Source organism: Neobacillus endophyticus, assembly GCF_013248975.1.
GTDB classification, from domain to species: Bacteria; Bacillota; Bacilli; order Bacillales; family Cytobacillaceae; genus Neobacillus; species Neobacillus endophyticus.
The window spans coordinates 4,456,553-4,478,946 of record NZ_JABRWH010000001.1 but is presented as its reverse complement, the minus strand read 5'-3'; the positions used below and the strand labels follow the sequence as shown (position 1 = coordinate 4,478,946).

Annotated in this window: 21 protein-coding genes and 1 riboswitch; of the genes, 11 read left to right on the top strand and 10 right to left on the bottom strand. The window is 38.0% G+C overall.

Features of this window, described 5'->3' with window-relative positions; translation table 11 throughout:
- Positions 1 to 197: 197 nt before the first annotated feature.
- Positions 198 to 1,346: a histidine kinase N-terminal domain-containing protein gene (locus tag HPT25_RS22010; protein ID WP_173069293.1), complete on the bottom strand. Its 1,149-nt coding sequence runs from the start codon at positions 1,344 to 1,346 to the stop codon at positions 198 to 200.
- Positions 1,347 to 1,811: 465 nt separating this feature from the next.
- Here HPT25_RS22010 and HPT25_RS22005 point away from each other — a divergent pair, with 465 nt between their 5' ends.
- Both HPT25_RS22005 and HPT25_RS22000 read left to right on the top strand, forming a co-directional pair.
- Positions 1,812 to 3,263 (top strand): APC family permease, encoded by a 1,452-nt coding sequence (locus HPT25_RS22005; RefSeq protein WP_173069290.1) that lies wholly within the window; start codon positions 1,812 to 1,814, stop codon positions 3,261 to 3,263.
- A 29-nt stretch (positions 3,264 to 3,292) separates the two neighbouring features.
- On the top strand, positions 3,293 to 4,768 hold the full coding sequence (locus HPT25_RS22000; protein ID WP_173069287.1) for a gamma-aminobutyraldehyde dehydrogenase: 1,476 nt from the start codon (positions 3,293 to 3,295) through the stop codon (positions 4,766 to 4,768).
- A gap of 55 nt (positions 4,769 to 4,823) precedes the next feature.
- Here the strand turns inward: HPT25_RS22000 and HPT25_RS21995 are convergent, their stop codons facing one another.
- The 4 genes from HPT25_RS21995 to HPT25_RS21980 all read right to left on the bottom strand — a co-directional run bounded on the left by HPT25_RS21995 (position 4,824) and on the right by HPT25_RS21980 (position 8,782).
- Positions 4,824 to 5,549 carry an amino acid ABC transporter ATP-binding protein gene (locus tag HPT25_RS21995; protein WP_173069284.1) on the bottom strand — a complete coding sequence of 242 codons (726 nt, stop codon included), beginning with the start codon at positions 5,547 to 5,549 and terminating at the stop codon, positions 4,824 to 4,826.
- Positions 5,536 to 6,213: an amino acid ABC transporter permease gene (locus tag HPT25_RS21990; protein ID WP_246277261.1), complete on the bottom strand. Its 678-nt coding sequence runs from the start codon at positions 6,211 to 6,213 to the stop codon at positions 5,536 to 5,538. The genes HPT25_RS21995 and HPT25_RS21990 overlap by 14 nt, the downstream gene beginning before the upstream one ends.
- An 89-nt stretch (positions 6,214 to 6,302) precedes the next feature.
- A complete protein-coding gene (locus tag HPT25_RS21985) occupies positions 6,303 to 7,139 on the bottom strand; it encodes a basic amino acid ABC transporter substrate-binding protein (RefSeq protein WP_173069281.1) in 837 nt (278 codons plus the stop codon).
- Between the two features lie 515 nt (positions 7,140 to 7,654).
- Positions 7,655 to 8,782: a 5-methyltetrahydropteroyltriglutamate--homocysteine S-methyltransferase gene (locus HPT25_RS21980; RefSeq protein ID WP_173069279.1), complete on the bottom strand. Its 1,128-nt coding sequence runs from the start codon at positions 8,780 to 8,782 to the stop codon at positions 7,655 to 7,657.
- Positions 8,783 to 8,866: 84 nt separating this feature from the next.
- Positions 8,867 to 8,967: riboswitch (SAM riboswitch) on the bottom strand.
- Between the two features lie 314 nt (positions 8,968 to 9,281).
- On the opposite strand from HPT25_RS21980, the gene HPT25_RS21975 reads away from it, so the two are divergent.
- Positions 9,282 to 9,704, top strand: a complete 423-nt coding sequence (locus HPT25_RS21975) for a CBS domain-containing protein (RefSeq protein ID WP_173069276.1) — start codon at positions 9,282 to 9,284, stop codon at positions 9,702 to 9,704.
- 162 nt (positions 9,705 to 9,866) lie between these two features.
- On the opposite strand, the gene HPT25_RS21970 is transcribed toward HPT25_RS21975, so the two are convergent.
- Entirely contained in the window at positions 9,867 to 11,228 is a 1,362-nt protein-coding gene (locus HPT25_RS21970; RefSeq protein WP_173058723.1) for an IS1182 family transposase, read from the bottom strand.
- A 353-nt stretch (positions 11,229 to 11,581) separates the two neighbouring features.
- Between HPT25_RS21970 and HPT25_RS21965 the strand changes: the two genes are divergently transcribed.
- Complete coding sequence (locus tag HPT25_RS21965; protein WP_173069273.1) at positions 11,582 to 12,085, top strand: DinB family protein; 504 nt, start codon at positions 11,582 to 11,584, stop codon at positions 12,083 to 12,085.
- A gap of 125 nt (positions 12,086 to 12,210) precedes the next feature.
- Here the strand turns inward: HPT25_RS21965 and HPT25_RS21960 are convergent, their stop codons facing one another.
- Positions 12,211 to 12,447 carry a DUF2651 family protein gene (locus HPT25_RS21960; RefSeq protein WP_173069270.1) on the bottom strand — a complete coding sequence of 79 codons (237 nt, stop codon included), beginning with the start codon at positions 12,445 to 12,447 and terminating at the stop codon, positions 12,211 to 12,213.
- A 235-nt stretch (positions 12,448 to 12,682) separates the two neighbouring features.
- On the opposite strand from HPT25_RS21960, the gene HPT25_RS21955 reads away from it, so the two are divergent.
- Positions 12,683 to 13,783 carry a threonine aldolase family protein gene (locus HPT25_RS21955; RefSeq protein WP_173069267.1) on the top strand — a complete coding sequence of 367 codons (1,101 nt, stop codon included), beginning with the start codon at positions 12,683 to 12,685 and terminating at the stop codon, positions 13,781 to 13,783.
- A gap of 518 nt (positions 13,784 to 14,301) precedes the next feature.
- Here HPT25_RS21955 and HPT25_RS21950 read toward each other — a convergent pair.
- Entirely contained in the window at positions 14,302 to 15,663 is a 1,362-nt protein-coding gene (locus tag HPT25_RS21950; protein ID WP_173060338.1) for an IS1182 family transposase, read from the bottom strand.
- A gap of 354 nt (positions 15,664 to 16,017) precedes the next feature.
- Positions 16,018 to 16,686, bottom strand: coding sequence for a ribose-5-phosphate isomerase RpiA (gene rpiA, locus HPT25_RS21945; RefSeq protein ID WP_173069264.1), 669 nt, complete (start codon positions 16,684 to 16,686; stop codon positions 16,018 to 16,020).
- A 278-nt stretch (positions 16,687 to 16,964) separates the two neighbouring features.
- Here rpiA and spxA point away from each other — a divergent pair, with 278 nt between their 5' ends.
- The 4 genes from spxA to HPT25_RS21925 all read left to right on the top strand — a co-directional run bounded on the left by spxA (position 16,965) and on the right by HPT25_RS21925 (position 18,581).
- Positions 16,965 to 17,360: a transcriptional regulator SpxA gene (gene spxA / locus HPT25_RS21940; protein WP_173069261.1), complete on the top strand. Its 396-nt coding sequence runs from the start codon at positions 16,965 to 16,967 to the stop codon at positions 17,358 to 17,360.
- Between the two features lie 104 nt (positions 17,361 to 17,464).
- Positions 17,465 to 17,599 carry a BA3454 family stress response protein gene (locus tag HPT25_RS21935; RefSeq protein WP_173069258.1) on the top strand — a complete coding sequence of 45 codons (135 nt, stop codon included), beginning with the start codon at positions 17,465 to 17,467 and terminating at the stop codon, positions 17,597 to 17,599.
- 140 nt (positions 17,600 to 17,739) lie between these two features.
- Complete coding sequence (locus HPT25_RS21930) at positions 17,740 to 18,153, top strand: RrF2 family transcriptional regulator (protein ID WP_173069255.1); 414 nt, start codon at positions 17,740 to 17,742, stop codon at positions 18,151 to 18,153.
- An 89-nt stretch (positions 18,154 to 18,242) separates the two neighbouring features.
- Positions 18,243 to 18,581: an IDEAL domain-containing protein gene (locus HPT25_RS21925; RefSeq protein WP_173069252.1), complete on the top strand. Its 339-nt coding sequence runs from the start codon at positions 18,243 to 18,245 to the stop codon at positions 18,579 to 18,581.
- 60 nt (positions 18,582 to 18,641) lie between these two features.
- Here HPT25_RS21925 and HPT25_RS21920 read toward each other — a convergent pair whose 3' ends face one another.
- The gene (locus HPT25_RS21920) at positions 18,642 to 20,075 is read right to left on the bottom strand and encodes an amino acid permease (protein WP_246277260.1); all 1,434 of its coding nucleotides are present in this window, start codon (positions 20,073 to 20,075) and stop codon (positions 18,642 to 18,644) included.
- Between the two features lie 179 nt (positions 20,076 to 20,254).
- Between HPT25_RS21920 and HPT25_RS21915 the strand changes: the two genes are divergently transcribed.
- Together HPT25_RS21915 and HPT25_RS21910 are read left to right on the top strand one after the other, a co-directional pair.
- Positions 20,255 to 21,133, top strand: coding sequence for an ABC transporter permease subunit (locus HPT25_RS21915; protein WP_173069249.1), 879 nt, complete (start codon positions 20,255 to 20,257; stop codon positions 21,131 to 21,133).
- Entirely contained in the window at positions 21,130 to 22,152 is a 1,023-nt protein-coding gene (locus HPT25_RS21910) for an ABC transporter permease subunit (protein ID WP_173069247.1), read from the top strand. The genes HPT25_RS21915 and HPT25_RS21910 overlap by 4 nt, the downstream gene beginning before the upstream one ends.
- Positions 22,153 to 22,394: the final 242 nt, after the last annotated feature.

Below are 22,394 nucleotides of genomic sequence, written 5' to 3'. Positions count from 1 at the left end.
TAGTTACGGAAGAAGGGGAAAAGTTCACCGAGGATCAAGTAACGAGCGTTTAGTTAAAGTGAGAATCAGTAGTGAGGATGGCTCTAGGATCCATTTGCAAGAGCATCTTTTGTTTCAGATTTGCATAGATGCTCTTGTAATTAGGACATGAAAGAAAATGAATCCTTTACTATGTACAGTAGGGAAAAATGGATCGTTTACACTTCTTTTTCATCCATTTTATTGATAGGCAGCGTAATTTGAAACACAGTTAGATCTTCATTAGAGCTGCAATTAATTTTTCCGTTATGTTTTTCAATAATATTTTTGCAAACAAATAAACCGATTCCTGTCCCTAATTTCTTCGTCGTGTAAAACGGTTCAAAAATAAACTTAACTTCATCAGAATTTATGGCAGGTCCATTATTCGAGATCATAACCGTTATTTCGTCATGGTCCACTTTTGTACAGATGCTGATTTTTCGTACTTGATCTTCTTCGCTAACGGCATCCACCGCATTCATTAAAAGGTTTAGAAAAACTTGTTTTAGCTCATTACGATCTCCAGTTACCCTTGTGTTCGCATCGATATTAGAGTTCACTTGTATATTGCTGCTGACAATACTGGGATATAGGAAGTCAATTACTTCCTCCAATATATATTTAATCGTAATTTCTTCATTCTTACTTTCGTTAACGGTGTTCATTTTGGAAGTATGAAGGAATTGGGTAATTCTAAATTTTAGTTGTTCAAGCTCTTTTGTAATAATGTCTAAATAAGGTAACTTTGGGTATTCGTTCTTTAAAAGTTTAATAAATCCCATTACAGAAGTAAGGGGGTTTCGAAATTCATGTACAAAGCTAGACGACATTTGCCCAAGAATCGCCAGGCGATCCTTGTGTGTTTGAGAAATAAATAAGTTCTTTTCTTGTAGTTTGATATCTTTTAATTCAGTGTATCTGGAACCGCTAAAATAACAGAATAAATCAAACTGTCTATTGATTAAGTCGATAATCGGTCGTAACTCTTCCATGGTGATTTCCGAGGTGGTCACACTTTTAATAAGAATGCTTCTGCCCAGATTGATATTATAAACAAATTCACCAAAGTTAATATTGGCCTCGACACGTTCTTTGGCCACTTTGTGTGCCAATGTTTTTAAATCGTTCTCTGATAATTTATTGACAATGGAATTTGTTATTAATTCGAACATTAATGAGCCGTTTTTTCTGATTAATTCTATATTATCATTTTTACTGTGCACAATAATTTGTTCTACCCACAAATCTAAAAATGCCTGTTCATTCATTTGAAGAAATTGACCTAATTTATTCCATCCATGATCTGTTTGTACTTTTGTTTCCATACCAAGCCAACTTTCTATATAAAATAAAAAATAGCATTTCATCATTAAGTGCAGTGGTTCCAGTTTTTTTCTATAACCAACAAAGATAAGGAAAATATAACATAAATATTCTAATATATATATAATTTTACTATATCAGGTTATGTTCTTTAGCGGGACATAATATATCGAAATTTTGGGGTTTATTTGATCAGAATGAAGGAAAATAGAACTGCCAATTTGTAAAAATGAAATAACCTAATACCTTACATGTTGTCTAATGCGAAACCATTTCGTTGATTGTACGATTAAAATGGACAGCCAACTGAATTTTTTGTTTCACTTCTGTATGTTTATTAGTCGGAAAATTCCGAAAATAGGAGGAGAGGAAATATGAAACAGAGATTATATCGAATGATCAACCCGTTTGTTTCTTTTCCAAGTGTTCTAGAAAAGCAGTCATCATTCTAGGAGGTTGAGAAAAGTATGAGTGATTTACCGGTAAACAATAACAATGGTAAACCTTCACGGCCTCAGCGACTTGTACGAAACCTTTCCGTCTGGGATGCGGTTATTATGTCTGCTGGTACAATGGGACCGGCGGTGTCGATGTACTTTAATACGGGATATGCAGCGGGATTCGCCGGAGCAGCCATGCCGATCAGCTTCTTTATTTCACTTATTGCCTGTTTAATTCTAGCAAATACGATTGGAGATTTTAGTAAGCTGGCACCGAGTGCAGGGGCGTTTTATACGTTCTCGAGTAAGGGATTTGGACCCAGAACAGGCTTCATTACTGGCTGGCTCCTATTTATCGGATACAGCACGCTTGAACCGGCAGAAGAAGCATTGTTTGGAATTACGGCAAGTACACTGATGAACACTTATCTTCATATTCATATCTCTTGGGTTTTGATTGCTCTGGCTTCTTGGTTAGTGGTACTAGTTTTATCCTGGATAGGTGCTAAACAGTCCCTAAAACTAAGCCTGATTCTATTCCTGGCTGAAGTCGGCGTCCTATTAATCTTGTGTATGATCATTCTTGTTAAGGGTGGATTTAACGGAATACACGCTAGTGTGTTTAATCCATCGTTAAGTCCAACAGGTTTCTCAGGGATTGCTTTGGGAATGGTGTACGGTATTCTTTCCTTTGTAGGATTTGAAGCAGCCACAACTTTGGCAGAGGAAGTACGTGAACCAGGGAAGAACGTTTACAGGGCATTGATTGGCTCCACACTTTTAGTTGGTATAATCTATTGTTTTTCAACATTTGCGGAAGTGAATGGATTTGGCCTTGCCAATATGAAAGCACTTGCTTCGGATCCCTCGCCATTCGTAACATTGTCTGTGAAATATGGGAACGAGGTTTTGGTAGCATTTGTTGCGCTGGCAGGTTTAAGCAGCATTCTAGCTGTAACGATAAATGTGCACAACGCGGTGGCACGCGTTATTTACGTTGTAGGACGTGAAAAGATATTACCTGCATCAGTTGGCAAAGTGCACAAAAAATATAATACGCCAACAAACGCCATTATCATTCAATCGATCGTCTCTATTATTCTTTTGCTTGTAATGGGATTGTCTGTAGGACCTTCCAATACGTATGGGTATCTAGGGGCTCTGCTGACACTGGGCATCATTCCTGTTTATATGCTGGCTGCCTTCGGATATGTCCGCTTCCAGGCAAGGCAGCAGGGAGGAAAACGCCAATTGTTTAAACATTTTATTTTGCCAATAGTCGGAGCTCTTATCCTATTTATTCCACTCATTGGCACCCTTTATCCTGTACCGGCTGCGCCTTACAACTGGTTTCCATATATCATAGTTGTATATGTTATTGTTGGAATTATTATTATTCAAAAATTGGCTCAGGAACCTGGACGTTTGGAACAAGTAGGCAAAATTTTAGCTGATGCGGAATCGGGGGACAACGAGTGAAATAGAGTATTTTTGAAGGGAGAATTATAATGGTTAAACGATATACCAGTTATATTGATGGAAAATGGGTCGATACAAAAAGAACATTTACGGTTATAAATCCTGCGACAGGAGATGTTATCGCAGAAGTTTCAAAGTGCGGAACAGAAGAACTTGGCAGGGCTGTGTGTTCGGCAAAACAGGCTTTTCCTGCCTGGGCAGATTTAGGGCCTGGAGAACGGGCAGCCCTGCTGAATAAATGGGCCGATATTCTGGAGAGGCGTGCTCCTGAATTCGCTGAGTTAGAAACAAGGCAGACAGGCAAACCAATCATCATGACGGAAACGTTTGATATTCCTTTTTCGATTGATAATTTGCGCTTTTTTGCTTCGGCAGCAAGGGTTCTTCCGGGGATGGCAACAATGGAATACGTACCTGGACATCAAAGCTCAATTCGCAGAGAGCCTCTGGGTGTCATCGGTCTCATTTCTCCTTGGAATTATCCAATGAATATGGGTGTTTGGAAACTTGGCCCGGCATTAGCTGCTGGAAATACGGTGGTGATCAAACCCTCATCCATAACACCGCTTACTACCTTGGAAATGGCACGGGCTGCGGAAGAAGCGGGAATACCAGCAGGTGTTTTAAATGTCATCACAGGGCCAGGGCAAACCGTTGGTGATGCGCTGGTTCGCCACCCAGATGTTCGGATGATTTCTCTTACAGGAGATACGGAGACCGGTAAGAGGATTATGACTCAGGCTGCTTCAACTGTGAAAAAGCTGCATTTGGAATTGGGCGGCAAAGCACCCTTTGTCATTTTTGCGGATGCAGATATAGAGGCAGCTATTCAAGGGGCAGCCATGGGCGGTTTTATTAATTCGGGGCAGGACTGTACCGCTGCTACCCGCATATATGTGGAGGCTTCAATATATGAAGAATTTGTTCAGCGGTTCGTCAATCGTATTGAGCGGGTTCGTGTTGGGCTTCCTATGAACCGCCAGACGGAAATGGGCTCCTTAATTTCATTCGATCACCGCGACAAGGTGGAAGGATATGTTCAGCGGGCTGTTGCAAACGGTGCTAAAATAGCAGCGGGAGGGAAGCGGCCGGAGCATCCGGATTTAGCAAACGGTGCTTATTTCCTGCCGACAGTGATTGTGAATGCCACGCAAGACTCTGAAATTGTGCAGCAAGAGGTATTTGGACCCGTATTGGTTGTATTACCTTTCGAAACAGAAGAACAGGCAGTGGAACTGGCTAATGACACACCGTTTGGCTTAGCTGCTTCAGTATGGACAAAAGACGTATTTAAAGCCAATCGCATGTCGGCAAAAATTCAAGCAGGGACAGTTTGGATCAATGATCATATAACCATTGTTTCGGAAATGCCTCACGGGGGCTATAAACAAAGCGGCTTTGGAAAAGACATGTCCATCTATGCACTAGAAGACTATACACAAATTAAGCATGTGATGATTGAAATGAACGGTAAAGTCTATAAGGATTGGCATTACATGAGATAGTCATCCGCAAAAAATGCAGGTAGGAATCTTCCAGCCTGCATTTTTTTCAATTATATTAGTGTAATATTTTACTAAGAAAGCTTTTAGTACGTTCATTCTTCGGTCCGGTAAATAATACATCAGGTTTTCCTTCCTCGATAATGGCGCCTTCATCCATAAATAATACCCGGTCCCCAACTTCTTTGGCGAATCCCATCTCATGGGTAACGACAACCATGGTCATACCTTCCTTTGCCAAATCCTTCATTACTTTTAACACTTCTCCCACCATTTCGGGATCAAGGGCAGATGTTGGTTCATCGAACAGCATGACCTCCGGTTTCATGGCCAGCGCCCTGGCAATTGCGACACGCTGCTGCTGCCCTCCGGATAATTCATCCGGATAGCTTGTTTCTTTTTGAGACAGACCAACTTTACTGAGCAGGGTGCGGGCTTGTACTTCACTTTCTTCTTTTGACATTTTTAGTACCTTCCTTGGCCCGATTGTAATATTATCCAGAACCGTTAAATGATGAAATAGATTAAATCTCTGAAAAACCATTCCAACTTTTTGACAAACCTGATGGATATTGACTTTAGGGTGGGTAATATCAGTGCCACTGATGGTGATCCTTCCTCCTGAAGCGGTTTCAAGACCATTTAAACACCTTAAAAAGGTACTTTTGCCGCTTCCAGATGGCCCAATTACAACAACTACTTCTTGCGGCAGGATATTGACAGAAAGATCATCTAGAACATTCAACGCACCAAAAGATTTTTTTAAATGCTCAACGTTTATCAATCTGCAGCCTCCTCTCCAAGTAACCAGCAAAACGGGTAATGGTAAAAATAATGACAAGATACAGGAGGGCAATCTCTCCGTAAATTTGAAATCCGGCAAAATTTTCGGCCACAATAATTTGTCCAGTATAAAGGAGTTCAACAATCGCAATCGGTGCTAATAATGATGTATCCTTTATGGTTTGGGCAAATTGATTGACGAGAGGAGGGATCATCCGTTTAAAGGCTTGAGGCAAAATGATGTAGCGCATGGCTTGAAATCGCGACATCCCAATGCTGTGTGCAGCTTCACTTTGCCCGCGGTCCACACTGAGGATCCCAGCCCGAATAATCTCCGTAATATATGCTCCTTCATTTAAGGCAAGTCCGATTGCGGCAGCTATAAGCGGATAAACTCTCGGGCCAAACCAGTCATTTAATGGAATCACTGTCGGCAGTCCGAATGCGATAAAAATAAGCTGAACCAACAGAGGTGTCCCACGGAATACCTCAACGTACAACCAGCTGATTCCCCGCAAGATTTGGAAACGGGAGAGTCTGCATAAAGCGGATATTAAACCGAAAATCATCCCTAGTAAAATAGCAATTAAAGAAAATTCAACAGTGCGTCCCAGTCCCTGTAATAATTGCGGCAGGGCGTGCACCATAATATTCCAGGCATGCAAAGAAAAACCCCCTCGAGAAATGTAATAGTTCGTAACCATTGCTACACTCAAAGGCGTAGCAAATAAGCTACGCCGCAATTATTAAAAGATTATTCATCCAAAGCAACTTTATCCGGAGCAAGCTCATCTTGAACGACACCACTTTGATCCCCGCCAAAGTACTTGTCAAATAGTTTCGCATATTCACCATCGTCTTTAATGGCTTTCAAACCGTCGTTCAGTTTTTTCAATAGGTCGGGATGATTTTTAACGACAGCAATACCGTAATATTCTCCAGTCGGAATCGATTGAATGACATGAACATCGTTATGAGTGTTAGCATAGTCTTGATTGACCGGGCTATCAAAAACAACAGCATCTGCGCCGCCGCTAACCAGTGAACTGTATGCATCGTTGATATTATCGAATTGCTTAATATTTTGAGCCGGTATACCTTTAGATTTTAATAAGTCAACAGACGAAGTTCCTTTTTTCGTTGCCACCAATTTGTTTTTTAAGTCATCTACACTACTAAAAGAAGCATTCTTTTTAGTTAAAACAGAAATTCCTGACTTGTAGTAGGCGTTTGAGAAGTCAACGGCATTTAACCGGCTCTTTTTAATGGTAATCCCCGCAACTGCAACATCAATGGATTGCGCCTGAAGGGCAGGGATCAGCCCCGTGAACTGCATGGTAGAAAGCTGGATATTCAGATTTTCCTTCTTTGCAATTGCATTAATCATATCGATGTCAAATCCTTGAACCTTTCCATCCTTTTCCGATTCGAAAGGAGGGAAGGTTGTATCGGCGGCTACCCTGATCGTTTGGGCAGAATCATTATTCTGAGAGGATGCTGATTTACTGGAGCTGGTGCCGCATCCGGCTAGCAAACCGGTCGCTAGCACTCCTGCAAGCAAAAGTGATCCATAGATTTTCTTATTTCGCAAAATAAAACCCCCTATTGTTTGATCTATACTAATATTTATTGGACTAACATGGGGAATATTCTGGGTCTTTATTACCTTTAGCAAGAGTATGTGTCTAATGAAGGAGGATTGGGAGGTAGATTTTACACAAGAATAGCAGCGAATAATAGAATCGCCGAACATCATCAGATGAAAAAACCTCCTTCCGGCGATGAACGGGAAGGAGGTTTCTAAAAAATAGGCTCTTTTATAGCTGAATGATGATTTCACTGTGTTTGAAAAATAAACGGTAAAATTCCGTTTGAATTGGGAAATACCCCTATTTCCTTAAAAATAAAGGAAGTTTTTCCTTTTATATTATCTAAATTTTTGGATTTTGTCTTATTTAGAGCAGTTAATCGGAATATCTCCGCTAATATCTTCTTCTTAAACTTCCTCTACATACATTAGCCGGAAATTCTCCGCCTATGAATTTTCTTACCTACACCACGAAAATCAATAATGAATAATAACAAAGCCAAAAAATAAGATGAAATTTAAATGGTTCCCCAAACACTTTCAGCAATGCTTACGACATGTCTGATTTTATTCCATTGCTCCTCTTCGGTTAAAATATTTCCTTCTTCCGTACTGGCAAACCCACATTGTGGACTTAACGCAAGGTTTTCTAATGGAATAGATTGACTTGCTTCATTTATTCTTTGTTTAATGCGTTCAGCATCTTCGAGTTCGGCGAATTTGGATGTAATTAATCCTAATACAACGGTCAAGTTATCGCGTTTAAATCTTTTTAATGGATCAAAATCACCAGAACGACTATCATCATATTCCAGGAAGAGGCCGTCTACGTTCAAGTTTGCGAATATGGCATCTGAAATAACATCGTAACCTCCACTTGTAATATAGGTAGATCGGAAGTTTCCGCGACAAATGTGCATCGTAATTAACAAATCTTCAGGTTTTTTGGAAATGGCGTCATTTAAACAATTTACTCTTGTAGCGATAATGTCTTTGACGTCTTGACCTTCTTTTTCCACAATCGCTTGAATCCGCTCCTCCGAAACAAAATCAATCCAGGAAGTATCATCTAATTGAAGGTAACGGCAGCCTGCATCATAGAATGCCTGAATGGCTTTTTGGTATGCCGCAACGGTGTCTTGGTAGAACTGTTCTTTATTACCGTTATAATACTCATCACCTTGAATGCGAGTAAACAACATATTTGGACTTGGAATGGAAAATTTTGCCACTTGGCTACCATCACCATATTTATCAACGGCTTCTTTTAAGAATTTGAAGTGCTCAATCATATAATGTCCGTTAAAGTCCACTTTACCTACAACTTTTATAGCTTTATTCTTTGTTTTTGCACCTTGAAAATGGCTGATGTACTCTGTTTCAAACTCTTCCACACCGTCTAAACCGGCTAAAAAATCCAAATGCCACCAAGCACGTCTAAACTCGCCGTCTGTGATTGACTTGAGCCCAGCAGCAATTTCATTTTGAACCAATTTCAATATTTCCTTATCTTCTACAGCCTTTAAGGCAGCACGATCGATTTGTCCGTTAGCAAAAGCCTTTCTAGCTTCTTTAATAGGCTCCGTTCTTAAAAAACTTCCTACATGATCGGCTTTAAATGGAGCTTTCAATAGTGTTTTTGTCATTAAAAATTCCTACTTTCCTTAAAAATTAAAAAACCCTCTTCTCAAAAAAATAAGAAGAGGGGGTGATTAACACAATGGGTTCTCTTCTTATCTTCTAGCATTCGCTACTGGAATTGGCACAGTACTTAAAAGAGTCTGCTGCCGAGGCTTCCAAGGGCCAGTCCCTCCACCTCTCTAGATAAGAATATTCTAAAATTTTAAACTAAAAATAAAATTACACCTGTTCTGATAATATGTCAACTGGAAAGTACTAAATTGAAGTCAGATCCAAAAATATCCAACAAAAAACTATATACAATAATTATGTTATGTAAACTAATGGTTGGATTTAAAATATATTTCAATAAAAAAAGAATGAAGCAAGTAGGTTTTCGCCTAAAAGTAAGAAATGAAAGGGGATGCTTAAATAATATTAAAATCTACCTCATACATTTTTCAATTCATAATGGAGAAACTAAACTGGTCAAACGAAATGACTACAGAAAGGGAGGAAATGAAAATGACCACAGTGAGAGAAATTATGTCTAAAGAAGTAAAGGTATGCACCCCTCATGAGCCAGTGGCCGCAGCGGCAAAAATAATGCGTGATGTCAATTGTGGTTCTGTACCAGTTTGTGAAGGAAAAAAAGTAGTAGGAATGATCACAGACCGCGATATTGTCATCAACTGTGTTGCTGATGGAAAAGACTGCAACTCCATCCACTGTCACGATGTCATGACGTCTGAGGTTATTACTTGTACACCGGATACAGATGCACATGAATGTGCCCGTATGATGGCAGATCATCAAATCCGCCGTATTCCAGTTGTACAAAATGGAGAAATGGTTGGTATTTGTGCGATTGGTGACCTGGCTACAGTCGATATCCACATTAATGAAGCAGGAGATGCATTAAGCCAAATTTCTCAACAGCTTCAATAAGAACGTTCTAAAGCCATAAAGAAGGAATAAACCGTACAACGGCTTATTCCTTTCAGATTGTAGACAAAAGGCATTTCAAAAGTTCCGATTCTGGCGCCCTTTTCTAAAATTGGGATTTTTCTGTTTGATTTTTCTTAAGGTAGACCCCGGCGGGGTCTATTTTTATGCCATTTCTGGACTTTTCCAAGTCCATGTAGCCAACTTCTTTAAATTCATAGCAGCAAAAGTAAGCATCGCCTGCATGGACAATTTTTTAAGACCTCTTAAGGTTGTCCATCGCATACCATGCTTTTCTTTCGCATCCGCGAATACACGTTCAATTGTTTCTTTACGACGTGCATATATTATTTTATTCTCTTCTGTATGACGAAGATGTTCAGCCTCTTCAAGATATGGTTCCCAGATATGTCGTTGAATGAGCTTTTGATGATTTTGACTTTGTGTACATTGTGCTAGAAGTGGGCAATCCTTACATATAACAGGATTAGAGATGTACTGTCGATAACCTTCCTTAGTAGTCGTTCTATAATCCAGAACTTGTCCTTCCGGACATATGTAACAATCAAAGTGCTCATCATAGACATAATCGTGCTTTTTCAAATATCCCTCCTTTGTACGTGGTCGTGTATAGGGTAAAGCAGGGCGAATTTCATTTTCAATTAAATATTGAGCAATAGCAGGTGTTTTATATCCGGCATCAGCAGCTACAGCATTAGGTTTCCCACATTTTTCAATGACCTTTTCAACTAGAGGCTCTAACATTGTACTATCATGAACGTTACCTGGAGTTACAATAGTCCCCAGGACAAAACCATTTCTATCTGCGGCTGCATGAAATGAATAAGCAAATTGCTTTGTCCTTTCGTCTTTTACATAGTAACCACTCTCCGAATCTGTTGTACTTTCTTTTATTTCTTTGTTTTCTTCTTTTTCATATTTATCTGGTGGGATGGGCTTTTTCCCATGTTCTTCACGATCACTATTAATTTCTGCTTGAAGACGTGCTTCATAAGCTTTTGATTCTTTCCGAACTACTTTCTTTTCGAATTTGCGTTTATTTGCACTTGCTTTAACGTGAGTTGAATCAATGAATACATGTTCCGAACTAACTAACTTTTTATCTGCTGCCTCTTTTAAAATACGGTAGAAAATTTGTTCAAATAAGTCTGTATCCTTAAAACGACGTTCGTAGTTTTTACCAAAAGTTGAAAAGTGGGGTACTTTATCATAAAAACCAAATCCTAAAAACCAGCGATACGCCATATTTGTTTCAATTTCCTTTATCGTTTGACGCATCGAACGGATACCGAAGGTATATTGAATGAAAGCCATCTTAATTAATACAACAGGGTCAATACTTGAACGTCCGCGCTTAGTTGAGTACAAATCTTCAACCAATGAATAGATAAATGAAAAATCTACTGCGGCTTCTATTTTGCGAACCAAGTGATCAGCAGGTACAAGTTGATCTAAGGCAATCATTTCAATTTGGTCACGATTTATCTGTGTATTTTTCGAAAGCATTCCATCCACCTCTATTAATTCTCTGTAAATAAATTATACAAAAGGCTGTGTTAATGTACATTATTGATTTTTACACTCTGTTGATTGGAGTGGAAGGCGGCGAAGACTCCTGCGGGAGTACGGGACAGGGGAGACCCCGCAGGCGCTGAAAGCGCAGAGGAGGCTCCCCGAACCGCCCGCGGAAAGCGAAGCCGCCTGGAACGGAAATCAACAGACAAGTTTAATATGGCCAAACAAAAAAGACTGTCGATTTTAAACCCGAAATCCTTCGGATTTGTCGACAGTCTGGAAGGAATAAACCGTACAACGGCTTATTCCTTTTTAAATGATTACTTTAAAGGAGGGTGTTTTAATTGTATACATCAATCGCAGAGTTTATGAAAGAGTGGAATCAAGAAGCAGCTTCAACTCAAAATGTATTGGATGCGTTGACAAATGAGTCATTGGAACAAAAGGTTTCAACAGATGATCGAACCTTAGGAAGAATTGCCTGGCATATTGTGACAAGTACTCCCGGGATGCTCATGGAATTTGGATTAACTGTTGATCCAGTAGAAAATGCAACAACCGTTCCAGCATCTGCAAAAGAACTGGCTGGGGTATTTCGTAAAGTTTGCGCCGATACAGCACATGCCGTTAAAACACAATGGACAGACGATACGTTGAAGGACATGATCAATGTATTCGGTATGGAGATGCCTAAGGCAGTTACACTATCCTTGCTGATTAAACATATCATTCATCACCGCGGTCAAATGACTGTTCTTATGCGCCAAGCGGGACTAAGAGTTCCTGGCATATATGGGCCGGCAAGAGAAGAATGGGCAAATATCGGGATGGAGGCTCCAGCGCTTTAAATAATCCTGCATTCTTAATGGTAACTCCAATATAAATAAAAAAATTAAAATATATTTTTACATAGTGAAATATTAAAGATGTACAATTTGTGCATCTTTTTTTGTGGGAAAGTCAATGAGATACTTTAGTGTTTTCGCATCTTGATAAATTTCATTGGAAAACAGATGGCGATGGAAAGAAGTGTGTATATAACAACCCAATGAAAGAAAGTTTCGTTGAAGACAGTAAACGTTAAGATAGTGAAAAACATTGCTGTTATAAAAGGCATAATAAACCATTTTCTTAACAATAAAAACCCAAGAACTGAAGTTACAATAACCACAATAGGAAAAATAAATAGTACTAATTCAAAAGGGTTCATATTTTATTCACTCTCCTTAATTACCAATATTATACAACGATAAAATCATTTTGTAGGAAAAAATAAAATTCGCGAAAATGACATTATATATTACTTCCTAATATAGGAATTCGTTTAAAAAATACAACTTGAAATGATTTTCAAACAGGCTCATAAAATATACATATTGCGATGATGTGTATTGTAAAATGTGGGTAGAGTAAAATTTTTGCAACCGTTGATAGGAGTGGGGTAGATGAGCGGCCAAAATACATTGCAGAATGCATTTAAACATGCAAAATATCAAGTGGGCGGCCATGGAGCCAGAAACATGAAAGTTTTGCAGGATGCATTCCAAGGATTGGATGGAAATTTGGAAAGTGATATGTATGGTAAAGGGGAAGTAATTGAAGAATTTCAGAATAAAATGGCCGCAATCCTTGGGAAAGAATCCGCTGTATTTTTTCCTAGCGGGACAATGGCCCAGCAAATAGCCCTTCGCATTTGGTGCGATCAAAAAGGAATAAAGAAGGCAGCTTATCATCCATTAAGCCATTTAGAAATTCATGAGGAAGATGGATTAAAAGAACTTCATCAAATTGAAACCGTCTTATTAGCGGATGAGAATAGAGTCATACAACTAGAAGATGTAACAAGCATGAATGAGGATGTGGCCTGTTTGCTGCTCGAATTACCGCAGCGTGAAATAGGGGGTCAGCTTCCATCCTATAAAACGTTAGAGGATATCTCTGCGTATTGCAAGGAAAAAGGAATCAAATTGCACCTGGATGGGGCAAGACTTTTTGAAATTCTCCCATATTATAAAAAATCCGCAGCGGATATTTGCCATTTGTTTGATAGTGTATATGTTTCTTTCTACAAAGGTATTGGCGCTATTGCCGGAGCGATTTTGGCTGGCGATCAAGCCTTTACGGAAAAGTCGAAAATATGGAAAAGGCGCCATGGCGGTGATTTAATCAGCCTTTATCCATATTTCCTCAGTGCAAACTATTATTTTGATCAGCGGATCGATAAAATGAAACAGTATTTTGAAGGAGCAATGGAACTGTCTGAGTTATATAATCAATGCTTCGGCGTGTCAACGATTCCACAAGTGCCTGTATCCAATATGTTTCATGTTCATTTCGATGCGTCAAAAGAAGATATGGAACACATTCTAACTGAAATCTGCCAGGAAAAAAATCTCGGCCTTTCTAGTTATGTTAGGGAAGTAAGTGAGACATCAAGTTATTTTGAAATTAGTATTGGGGATTTGTATTTGAATCTCCCTAAAGAGAAATTAATGGATGGAATAAAGGTATTGGATGATAAAATGAAAAAAAGAAAAGGAAAATAAACTTGAAATAGCTGTCATGGGTTTAGGTTGAGAGCAGAATCAACGGATATTTTATAACATTTGCTAAAAGACGATAATAAAGGCTTTGTTCTCCTGAAGATCTCATGAGGACAAGCCTATTCTAAACCTAAGCAGGTACGAATCATCTCAAAGTTTTCCTAGTTTGTTTATATGTGTTAGTTTCATTACGTTCACTTTTGTTTCGCCTTTATTCGTTTTAATTTTCTTTTGTGAGTCTTTAATGCTGTTTCTATATTTTTTAAACTGGTTGTCACTACTCCATGGCTTTCTACTATCACCAAATTATTAAATCCACCTTGAGCATCTTTAAAGGAAATAACCATAAATACCAACCTTTCCCTTTTTGATTCATATCTGTTTTCCATTTTTAGGGATATATTTCGGGTTTCTTAGTATTAGTTTAACTTTTATTTATTTAGCATTTGAATCAATTTCATAATTTCCTTTTTTAAAAAAGTCTAGATTGTCCCTAACGGGACTTATTCAATTTTTTAAAACTACGCTACTTGTTGTTGCGGGCATTCTAACATTTTTCTGATACGATCAACTGCTAATTTTGAGGCATTATAAACTAAGGTGACTAAGTCAAAATGAACTTTGGCACGCTTTCCTGTTCGATAACGAACATTGTCTAGTTGAAAGTATAACTTGAGATAAGCATTCACACGTTCCACAGCGGTACGTCGTTTAAAGACAGTTTTCCAAGCTTTCGAACCACGGGCCGGTGCTGTATATTTTCGAAGATCTGTCGTGATTTTTATTTTATAGGTCTTTTGGCAAATACCCTCATTGGCTAAAGGGCAATTTTTACATTCTTTTGGATGTGTATATTTGAGAGTTTTGTATTTCGGATCGAAACTATCATATCGATACGAGTGTTCCCGGAAACAAGTGGGGGCGAAATGTTTATCAAAACCTTCTATCTCAGGTTCATTACGCTTGTTATAGGCAATAACAGATTGGTGACCCATCCGGTGAATTTGTTCATAAATCGGTTCGTAATCATACCCAGCATCCATCGTATGGTACCGTAAAGTTGAAAGTTGAACACGCTCTTGAATTCCTTTTAATAAAGGAATCGCAGCCTTTCCGTCATTCAAATTACCAGAAGAGAAAAGCGATTGAAGAATATATTGGCTTTTTGTTCCAACAGCTAAATGAGCCTTATATCCATACCAAAATACGTTCTTTCCTTCGCTGTTTTTCTTTACACCCCACTCAGGGTTTTTGGGAATTTCAGCACGAAGATGATCTAAAGTAACGTCTAACTGTTCTTCAATTTTCTTTTCAAAAAGAGGTAGATTGGTTTCGCGATCAGCTTTTTCAATCAACCATTGTTCTCTTTCTTCTTTCGATTTACGCCCACGTTTCTTAGGTTCGTTTTTTGGTTTTTCCTCTTTTTGAGGTGCCTGATCTTTTGCTTCAAAGTGTGTGGCATCAAGAGCTACTGTATCATCAGTGACAAATCCTTCTGTAATGGCTTGATAAAGAATCGTTTCCTTAACCTTTTCAAGAACGTTAGATTCACTGAGGATTGTCACCATTCTTGAATAAGCTGCTTCTGAAGGTACAGTATCAGAAACCAAAAATCCGCAGTCTAGACGGAAAACCATGTCATTTTTTAATCTCATCACCAAATCTTTAATAAAAGGAATTCGTTCCATTAATCGGGCAACTAAAGAGTAAATCATAGCTGCATAGTTCAGTTCAACAGGTCTACCAAAACGAGATTTCTTCGTTACCACAGAGAAGATTGGTTCAATGTTGATAGCAGAAAAAACAGCTTCAAAACGATGGGTAGGTTCTAAATCGTATAATTCTTGTAGTCCAAATAGGCTTCCTTGTCTTATAATAGCCATAGGGAGTCTTCCTCCAGTCTTATAAGTTTGTGTGGTGCTTACTTATTTAGACATTTTGGGGAGGTACTCCTTTTTTTGGTGTTTAAAAGCCTTGAGCCCGTAGGGCTCAGATTTTTGAAATTGATTCATTTATTAAAGAAAAGTAAAGATTTCTTAAATCTGATTACTATGATTTTTATTGAAAGCGATCATACGGATATCAAGGGCTGACAACCATTTTGGTCAATCATACAATTTACCAACAGCCATTTCTTGTTTAGAAATGGAAGCAGGAAAAGAAAAAAGCCATTGAAAACAGTGGCTCTTAAAGAAAGTTGTTCAGTTCCGATATTTAGAACCAAACCTTATATTTTGTTATTTCACATTTGTTGTTTTTACATGTTCTTGATCCGCAACGATTAAAGTATCAACCACATTTATAAATAAGCCATGCTCCACGACACCGGTTATATTTTTCAAAAAAGAACTTAACTGATTCACGTTTTCAATGGCATTCAGGTGTAGATCAACAATATAATTTCCACTGTCTGTTTTGTAAACTTCATTCTGCTTCATCCTCAATTTCGGATTGAGATGTTGACTTTCCAGCTTTTTTAGTACATGCGTATATCCAAATGGAATAATTTCTACAGGTAATGGGAAATTTCCTAAGTTTTGCGACAATTTACTTGAATCTGCTATCCAGATCACCTTTTCTGAAATGGACGCCACCACTTTTTCAAAGAGAAGTGCTCCGCCGCCGCCTTTAATCCCGTTAAATTGGTTGTCTACTTCATCTACACCATCGATCGTTAAATCAATTCGTTCTACCTCATTAATGGGAATCAAAGGTATGCCTAATTCTTGGCAAATTGCTGTAGTCGAATTTGATGTTGAAACACCTTTTATTAATAATCCGTTCTTTATTAACTCACCTAACTTCTGTAAAGTGAAATATACAGTAGAGCCGCTGCCCAACCCAAGAATCATTCCTTCTTTAATATACTGAACGGCTTCTTCTCCAGCTAATTTTTTCTCCTGCAATTCCATCATTCCTTTTCAATCAAGAATATTTATGAAGTTTGTATTTATATATTTTGCCCTCTATTTGCTCAAATAATAGGAAGACCATAAAAAGGGGGGAATTAATAACATCATAGCAACAGTCAATTTCCGCGGCAAATAAGAAAACAGGATCTGGTGTTAATTAAAAATAGGTATTCCCTTAATAAAAATAATGTTGACATTTTTAACTGTAAATATTAAAGTTACAGTATGACAACTGTAATATTAATTATTACATTTTAAGGAGTTTGATAATAATGGTGACTTTATATACAACACCCAGCTGTGCATCGTGCAGAAAAGCAAAAGCTTGGTTTGAAGAACATGATATTGATTTTATTGAGAGAAACATACTGTCTTCGCCCATTACAGTAGATGAAATTAAATCCATTCTTCGCTTAACAGAAGAGGGGACGACAGAAATCATTTCAACAAATTCAAAATCATTTCAGGAATTAAATATCAATATTGAAACGCTGCCGCTGAATGAATTCTATAAATTAATGATCGAGAACCCTAAAATGTTGCGACGACCTATTATCCATGATGAAAAAAGGTTACAGGTTGGTTATAACGAGGATGAGATTTCAAGTTTTCTTCCCCGCAAGCTTCGTACATTTCGGAATGAAAATTGGAATAAAATGGCTAACTAAAAGAATGAAGTCAATTTGTTGGTCTTTCGGTTAAAACAAAACCGAAGGAAGGATACTAGACTGACAGTGATTCATGTTTGTTTTTAGAAGGGAGGAAAAAAGAGATGATTGAAGTATTTGTAACAGTACAGTATAAAGATCGAAATTATCAAACCAATGTCATCGTGAAAAAAGATACGACTTGGGAAAAAATTAAACAATTAGCAGAAGATCAGGTAAAGAAACAATGGGAAGTGTAATTTATTCTGACTAAGGAAAAAGCGAATTGCTTTACAAGTTGATTTATTGCGTTTATGATTGCATACGTTGATGAATTTTGAAAAAATATTTTAAAAGATTTTAACTTTAAAGCAGTTTATATTTTTAGGAGGCAAGCCACATGAATAGTGATTTTACACTTGCCATTCATAGTTTAACTTTTCTAGCGTTGCAGCCCGACCGGATGTCAACAAGTGAAGCTATTTCAGAAAGTGCTTGCGTTCATCCTGTACGCATTCGAAAAGTGCTAAGTATGTTGAAAAAACATGGATTTATAAAATCGAAAGAGGGAACGGGAGGCGGATTTATTTTTGCTTTAGACTTAAGTGAAGTAAATCTTTGGGACATATACATGCTCACCTCCGAAGGTGCTCTGCAACCTAAGTGTCCGGATTCAAATGAACGGTGTATTGTGGGTGCCAATATGCAGGGTGTTTTATTCAGCATTTTTTTAGGTGCAGAAGAACATTTAGGTGAATACCTAAAGAACTATACCATAAAAGAGATTGTCGATCTGGTTAATAAGTGTCTGTGACCCAGTGCTGGCCGCAGATTTCTATGTTTGAAATGTAATAAAAAAAGTTACAGTTTGAAGTTGAAATTAAAAAGAAGGTGAAAAGTAGGATGTCTTATCAAAATACCATTTTAAAAATAGGTGATTGGATTAAAGCAAAATCGCGGAGTGGGGAATTAATTATTGGATATGTTGAATCTCAGTCATCAGAAATTCAAAAAGGAGAAGTAAAGGTGACCGTCGTGAGGAGTGATCATAACGAGACCGTTGGAAAAACCATCTTACTTTCAAGTCGACAGGTGAAAAGTTTACCTGTTTCTAATGTTACAAATAAGGCGCAAATTCAATTTCTTATAGATTTGGCACTTTTAACAAAAGATAAGACCTGGTTTATGGAACTTACTTCCGAGCTAAACTCCATGAATCAGCTTATACAGGAGGAAGCTTAAATTTGTAATTTAGATAAAACCTATAACTAAATTCTATGAATCCAGTTATAGGTTTTTGTGCTAGGTAAGATGTAAATGCTTACGTGACCAAAAAACATAAGAAATACTGATCATAGAAATAAAACCTGCTGCTGCATAAAATCCCATTCGGAAATCATGAACACGCAGGCTCATGATGAATAGGATGACAATGGCTATTATGGTTCCATATGCCCCAGGCCTGCCCCAAATCAGCCTTGAATCAAAGGTTTCATTTTCCTTTTTCTTTTTCCGCCAAATCAAGTAGGTGACAAGATTAAGCGACCAGTTCAAAAACGTAAAATAAGAAGAAGCTGAAATTAAATAATTATAAATAGAAGAAGGAAGCAGGAATGACATTCCTACGACAATCAAGGCACCAATTGCAACTGCCAGCCAAGCATTGCGATAAAAACCGCGATGAGAGTGCTGGAGGAAATAGGATGGAGCTTGTTTTGCTGTCGAGAGAGACACGAGTAATTCAATGGATGCATAGTAACTTGCTGCCATCACCGAAAAAGCTGCTAACAATATGATGCCATTCATGGCTATCGCAGCCCAATTGAATCCGATCGTTTGAAAAGCTTGAACAAAAGGAGATTTGTTCGTCGAAACAGAATTCCATGCTAGGATCATAACTAAGACCAGCATGGATAATACATATAATCCAATAGCGCCAATGGACATCATCATGCCAGCCCTCGGGATCTCCACCAGCGGTCTTGTTACCTGACGCCCTGCCATAGCTACCGCACTTATCCCAGCAAAGGAAAAAATAATAACTAACATGGATTGCAGCAGACCGAAATACCCCTTAGGAAAAAAGGCAATCCAACCCGAAAAAGGCCGCTGAGGGGAAAAATTACTATGTAAGAAAAGTGCGTAACCTCCTATAAGAATGAAAGCAAGAAGGGCTATTACTTTCAATGCTGCCATTCCAGATTCTATTTTTCCAAACTTGTCCATATTCATCATATTCATTAAGATAATGATAACCAAAAACGACATCGCAAAAATAGGCAGTGGCAGGTGTGGAAACCAGTAATGGGCAAATACTCCCATCGCAATTGCTTCCGAGCCAACCCCGAGAATACTGGAAATAAACACAGACCATCCCAATAAAAAACCGGCATAGGAGCCTAAAAATTCCTGGACATACACTCGAAATGAACCAGGCTCGAGCCGGTTGACATTAATGCTTGTCATCGCTCCAAGAACTTGCATCATCACCATACCGCCTAATAAAAAGGCGAGTGTAACAGAAGGCCCTGCTTCCCGTACAGCCAAACCTGATCCAAGGAAGAAACCGGCACCAATTACACCTCCAATTCCAATACCCGCCAAACTAAAGGCATTAAGATGTCCCTGACGTTTCTCTTGATCGACCTTCTCACCATGAGGTAAAATGATCCCCGTTTTCATAGATTTTAAAATGCTCATCACCTTCTTTCTTTTTTCACCTTTATCATTTAGCATTACTACAAAAAACATGCTCAAAAGTTATACTTCCTGATAAAGTTCATTATTGGTTATGTATAAAAGGAATTAGAATAATTATTTCAAACAAAATATACCAATAATTGATAATTCAGGTTATAATTAGGTTGTTTGTAAACTGTATAGTCAGTTTTTACATATATGGCGGGAGGAATGAAATGAAAAACCTGGTCCGGAATGTCATAAGAGTGATCATCGTTTTCGCTGGATTTTTATTTACGTTCAATCTTCCTTATTTATTTGGAATCGGAAAAAATAATAAGTTTGAAATAAATGTTATACCTTTTTGGCAAATGGTTAAAGCGAATTTTCTTTATTTACTGCAAATCAAGGATCCCCGTTACCTAGGCTATTTTAAACAATATTCTATAATGGAAAATTATAAGTATTCTATGACGCTGCTTTTAATCAGCCTTGCAGCCGTTATTCTAATAGCAGTGTCCATAAGTATTTCGGTTATGCTTGCTCCGAAGAATATGAGGGAACATTTAATAAAAGGAATTCATTTCTTTGAAGCAGTTCCGGACTTATTAGTGATATTTTCTATTCAATTTTTAGTGATCTCCTTTTATAAATCAACAGGTTTTAGAATTTTTCAGCTCTACGGATTTTTTGGCGCAAAACCGTATTTCATACCGATCGTAGCTGTTTCCTTTTTACCCATTTTCTTATTGTCACAGTTTCTTATCAAAGTCATTATGGAAGAACAAAGTAAAGTTTACGTCCTTTATGTAAAAGCGAAAGGAATGGGCCGGTTAAGAATTTTATTTGTACATATTTTTCGAAATATTTTTTCCCTTGTGCTACTGCAATTGAGGACAGTGGTATGGGTCATCTTGTCCAATATTTATCTTTTGGAGTACATGTTTGATATTAATGGATTTACACGTATTTTTCAGAAAATCGTTTTTATTCACGCTGATATTGCTTCGCTTGTCGTCTGCTTGTTAATGTTCGCTCTTCCACTCGTAGCGGTGGAAGCTGGAGCGTGGTTGCTTTCAAGGCGTATGAAAGGTAAGGAGGCTGCTGGTTTATGAAAAAGTATAAAAAAACAATCATAGGCTCCGCCATTTTGCTGGTCATCCTACTTGTAAGTTGTTTATACCCCCTTTATGGCCCGTCAAATTATGCTAAGCAGGATTTCATTGAAGATGCTCATGGCAATATTCTTGGTAAGCCTCCATATCCTCCATCTTTCAGTCACCCGCTGGGAACCAATCGAAATGGGGAAGATCTCGGTCTGCTGATGCTTTATGGTGCGAAATTTACTCTCATCACCGCTTTTGGCGTTGCCGTTATCAGAGTCCTTATTGGCGGCCTGTTTGGGATCTTTATCTCATTATGGGCACCATTTTTAAAAGATTATATGAAAGATTTCTTTCTGCCGTTTCGTTATATTCCCCCAATTCTTATCGCCATCATTTTGATGACTCCGATTGTGGGCGGCTTTCAGGATGCACCTGTGACATCCATAGTTACTTGCCAAGTTATTATTCTTATTTTTATTGGATTACCTCAAGTATCGCTAATGGCAGCAGATTTAACAGAGGAACTTATACATACATCTTTTGTCCAAAGCTCTTTTCTAATGGGGGCAAGCAAATGGCATATCGTGAGAAGACAATTGCTGCCATATATTCGTTCATTTGGGCTTATGTTTACCGTTCAGCAGCTGTTGAGTACTCTGCAAACGATGATGCATCTAGGGATATTTGGTCTTTTTCTTGGTGGTCAAACTCGCGCAGGAATATATGGTTACGATAATCCTCCTAAACCAGCTTCATTATCAAATGAATGGGCAGGGATCATCGGCCAGAATTATAACGATTTTAATTTGGTACCCTGGAATGCATTTATTCCAGCATTTGGGTTCTTTTTAGTTATTCTAATAGTGAATATGATCAAAAAAGATCTTGAGAATCAGACAATGGGTTTTCTTGGAGTAAATAATAGACGGAAAAAACAAATGGAAAGGGAAGCAGCGGAAAACCATTCTTCTAAGCAAAAATTTGAATTCGTTCATAAGATTCAAGAATCCGCTAAAAAATCAGTTTGATGCTTCGTCAATGATATCAGGCTAGTGTGTGTGCTGCCATTTTCATAGGTATATAATGGCCATAAAATAGTTTAATTGTATAAGGGATTTTTATTCTTTAATCGATTGAGTTTGGGATCGACAAAAGAAATCAAAAAAACCTATACTGGAATGATGAAGGAAAATAAGGTATGATGTATAATACTTTATGTCTTTTGAAAAGTGAGAATATTGATTATATTTCTTGCCTAACAGTCCACAAG